5 protein-coding genes are annotated in these 3807 nt (G+C 43.8%); 3 read left to right on the top strand and 2 right to left on the bottom strand.

Features of this window, described 5'->3' with window-relative positions; translation table 11 throughout:
- From A3738_RS07105 to A3738_RS07095, 3 genes are all read left to right on the top strand, one after another.
- The coding region (locus A3738_RS07105) for a penicillin-binding protein activator (RefSeq protein WP_068763473.1) at positions 1-1668 on the top strand (1668 nt) is incomplete at its 5' end.
- Between the two features lie 23 nt (positions 1669-1691).
- Positions 1692-2045, top strand: coding sequence for a YraN family protein (locus A3738_RS07100; protein ID WP_068472959.1), 354 nt, complete (start codon positions 1692-1694; stop codon positions 2043-2045).
- Between the two features lie 5 nt (positions 2046-2050).
- Entirely contained in the window at positions 2051-2617 is a 567-nt protein-coding gene (locus A3738_RS07095) for an SIS domain-containing protein (protein WP_068472962.1), read from the top strand.
- Between the two features lie 4 nt (positions 2618-2621).
- Here the strand turns inward: A3738_RS07095 and A3738_RS07090 are convergent, their stop codons facing one another.
- Together A3738_RS07090 and A3738_RS07085 are read right to left on the bottom strand one after the other, a co-directional pair.
- Positions 2622-3020: a ClpXP protease specificity-enhancing factor gene (locus tag A3738_RS07090; RefSeq protein WP_068472966.1), complete on the bottom strand. Its 399-nt coding sequence runs from the start codon at positions 3018-3020 to the stop codon at positions 2622-2624.
- 24 nt (positions 3021-3044) lie between these two features.
- Entirely contained in the window at positions 3045-3674 is a 630-nt protein-coding gene (locus A3738_RS07085) for a glutathione S-transferase N-terminal domain-containing protein (protein ID WP_068472969.1), read from the bottom strand.
- Between the last annotated feature and the right edge of the window lie 133 nt (positions 3675-3807).

Raw genomic sequence — 3807 nt, 5'->3', positions numbered from 1 at the left:
GATGCAAAAGCGCAAACATCCGAAACCCAAAAGAATCGATATTATTTAAACGCTGCACAAGCCTTTCTTGAGCAAGGCTATTACACACAAGCGCAACATGCTTTACAGAACGTACAAACGCAGAGCTTAACATCAGACGAAATTTCCACTTATAACCTGACGTTAATTGAAACATCTCTTCAAACAAATAATGTCGAAACTTTAAAAACAACGCTAGACGACCTCCAGGTCGATAGCATCCTCAGAACTAGCCTGTCTCAGCAAGAAACTATCGTTCGCTTACTTGCGACGGCATATAGCAAAATAAACCGCCCTTTGGATGCAGCAGTACTCCTATCAGATTACCAAGGCGTCTTTGGCTATCAACAGAGCGCGCAGCTTAGCGAGGAAATTTGGTTACTACTCCAAAGAACCGAATTAAACGACCTCGTCGCATTTCAAGAAGATGGCCATCTAGATAACACCATCGCTTGGGTAGATCTCGCAAAACAACTCAAGTTTTCGACGGCAAGTATCGACGAGCAATACACTCTTCTTACAAACTGGCTCAACCAAAACCCTCGCCACCCAGCTACTGACAACCTCCCTTTTGAACTTGAAGCACTAATTAAGCTTCCTGAAACGGCGCCCAATAAAATTATTCTGGCGCTGCCATTTAGCGGGCAATTTGAAAATATTGGCATTGCTATTGCCGACGGGTTCTTGGCTGCGAACTTTATTGCACAAAAACCAATCAGCATCGAGGCATTTGATACGAACCGCCAAACAATCCCTTCGTTATATAACCAAGCAATCGATAACAGTCCGAACACACTTATTATTGGTCCGGTTGTAAAATCAAACATTCAACAACTTAATGATTTGACGGAATTGCCTATTACGACCTTGGCGTTAAATTCCTCAGATGGAACACTCATCAATGACGAGTTATATTTCTTCGGACTTGCTCCAGAACACGAATTAGCCCAAATCGCTAACCGATTAGTAGAGCAAGGCTTGAACCGCGTTGCGATCATTCGCGATGCCACAAGCCGTGGGTCACGTTTAACAAGTGCTTTCTACGAACTATTTGAGAAGCAAGGTGGAAACATCGTTGCACAAGCTGCCTATGGCAAGGAAACCTCTCTCTCTGACGCAGTTGCAGCGCTTCTATCTACCGACACAAGCAAGAAGCGTAGCAACGCAATAGCGCGGCTTACCGGCTTAAAACTTGAGACCCGCCCCGAACGACGTCGTGATATTGATGCAATTGTGTTACTCGGAAACAATCAGAACGCCAAACGCATCAATCCGCTCTTTGCATTCAACTTCGCTGATGACATTCCGGTGTTCGCCACATCAAGTATCCACGAACCGAACAGTACTGACACGAACAATGACCTATCTGGAGTCCAATTTATAGATATCCCGTGGGCTTTTAATAAAACAGATCAAATTAAGCTACAAATCGATGCCTCGCGAAAGAATATCGCAGCACAATACATGCGCTTTTACGCTTTAGGCGCCGATGCGTATGCACTATCGCCACGCTTAGCGTTGCTCCGCGAGATCCCAAATAGCTTTGTTCAGGGACGAACAGGGAAACTCGCTATTGACGACGATGGATCAATTATCCGAAGACTGCAATGGGCTAAATATCAAGGCGGGAAAGCTATACCAATTAATTAATTCATGTATCAGGGACGATATAAATGAACAACAAGGGAACGAAATACGAGCGATTGGCAGAAAAGCATCTATTGAAGAACGGACTAAAACTTATTGCCCGCAATTATTCATGCCGCCTAGGAGAAATCGATCTTATAATGCGCGATCACCACGCGATTGTATTTGTCGAAGTTCGTTATCGTAAAACCGATACCTTTGGCAGTGCGCAAGAAAGTATCAACAACCCAAAGCAAGCGAAACTAGTAAAAACTGCCTTACTTTACATGCAACAGCACAAACTATTTGATAGCACCTGTCGTTTCGATACCGTCACATTCGACACACATGAATGCAAACAGCCTATCAACTGGATTAAATCAGCATTTGGAGCACATTAGTACCAATGAACGACCTTTCCCCAATTGCCAAATATTTGTGCGACCAAATCGATATCGCCTCAGAGCACATTACGAGCATTGCATCAGAAACCGATCACGCAAGCACCTTAATCGTAGACGCCCTACTTAATGACAAAAAGCTCTTAGTATGCGGCCTTGGGTTTGCTAACCCGATTGCACAAATCATTAGTTCTGCCTTTATGGACCAATATGAATTTGAGCGCCCAGGCTTCCCTGCAATCAATATCGGTTTAGACAGCCTAAATAGCGACACGTCATCTGCCAATATGATCGCTAAACAGATTCAAGCAATGGGAATGGAAAGTGATGTATTAGTATTAATCAGTATCGGAGATGAACACAAAAGTTTCGAGGAAGCCCTAACAACAGCACAAGAGAAAGGAATCAAAACACTGCTCATTAATGGCTCCGAAGATGCGACAAACTATATGACTGATGCCTTGATCAAGCTACCAACAAATTCCATCTCGAACGGACTTCAGTTGGCGATATTTGCCTGCAACGCTCTTATAAAATCTGTTGAATCGAAGCTATTTGGCGCAGCCTTATAAAGGCTTACTTAACTATCTTCAAAGATGGCTTCTGAGGTGAAGAACCCTGCTCTTGTACCGGCTCTTCATCGAATGGTGGCGGCTCAGGTGCACCTGGCTCCGCACCAAAAACCATGCCTTGGCCATTCTCTTTTGCATAGATTGCCATGACAGCAACTACTGGGATATATACCTGCATCGGAACACCACCAAAACGAGCTTGAAACTCAATTGCGGCATCTTCGATAAGTAAATTTGTTACAGCGCTAGGACTGATGTTGAGGATGATCTGACCATTAGTTACATAATCTTCAGGCACATGAACGCCCTGAATACCGGCATCCACTACCAAATACGGTGTTAGGCCGTTATCAATAATCCATTGATTTAATGCACGAACCAGGTATGGCCTACTTGGGGTCACACCATCCTCCTTGTATGCTAGTGACTAGTGACGCATTTCTGCTTCAACTTCAGACAAACTCTCTTGGAATGACTCACGAGAGAACATCTGATCCATATAACGTAATATCGGCTTAGCTGCTGGCTCTGACAACTCAATGCCTAGCACAGGCAAACGCCACAACAAGGCCGCAATGCAGCAATCTACAATCGTAAACTCTTCACTCATAAAGAAAGGCTTATCAGCAAAAATTGGTGCTGTTGCCAAAAGACTTTCTTTGAACTCTTTACGCTTTTCATTTGCAGATGAAGATTCTGGATCCGCTAGGATAGAGTCAACAAGAGAGCACCAGTCTTTTGAAATTCGGTACATCATTAGACGACTCTGCGCGCGTGCTACTGGGTAGACAGGCAACAATGGAGGATGAGGGAAACGCTCATCTAAATACTCCATCATGATATCAGCTTCATACAATACAAGATCACGATCTACCAATGTAGGCAATTCATTGTATGGGTTATGATCAGCTAACTCTGCAGGCTTTTCATCTGGATCGACATCAATAATATCTACTGCCACACCTTTTTCGGCGAGAACGATACGGACTCGGTGGCTATAGTGGCTTGCACCATCAGAAAAAAACGTCATCGACGACCGTTTGGTCACAACGCCCATACAAGAGCTCCTTATAAATAGAACGCATCGAAAATTCGATACATAGAATACAAAACTGCCAGAATTATACACACTTATCAAAGCGCGTCATAATTCAACACACGTTATAACAAAAAAGGCCGTTAGCGTTTGC

The sequence above is a fragment of the Oleiphilus sp. HI0066 genome (genome assembly GCF_001635725.1).
This window is presented reverse-complemented; position numbering and strand designations above follow the sequence as displayed.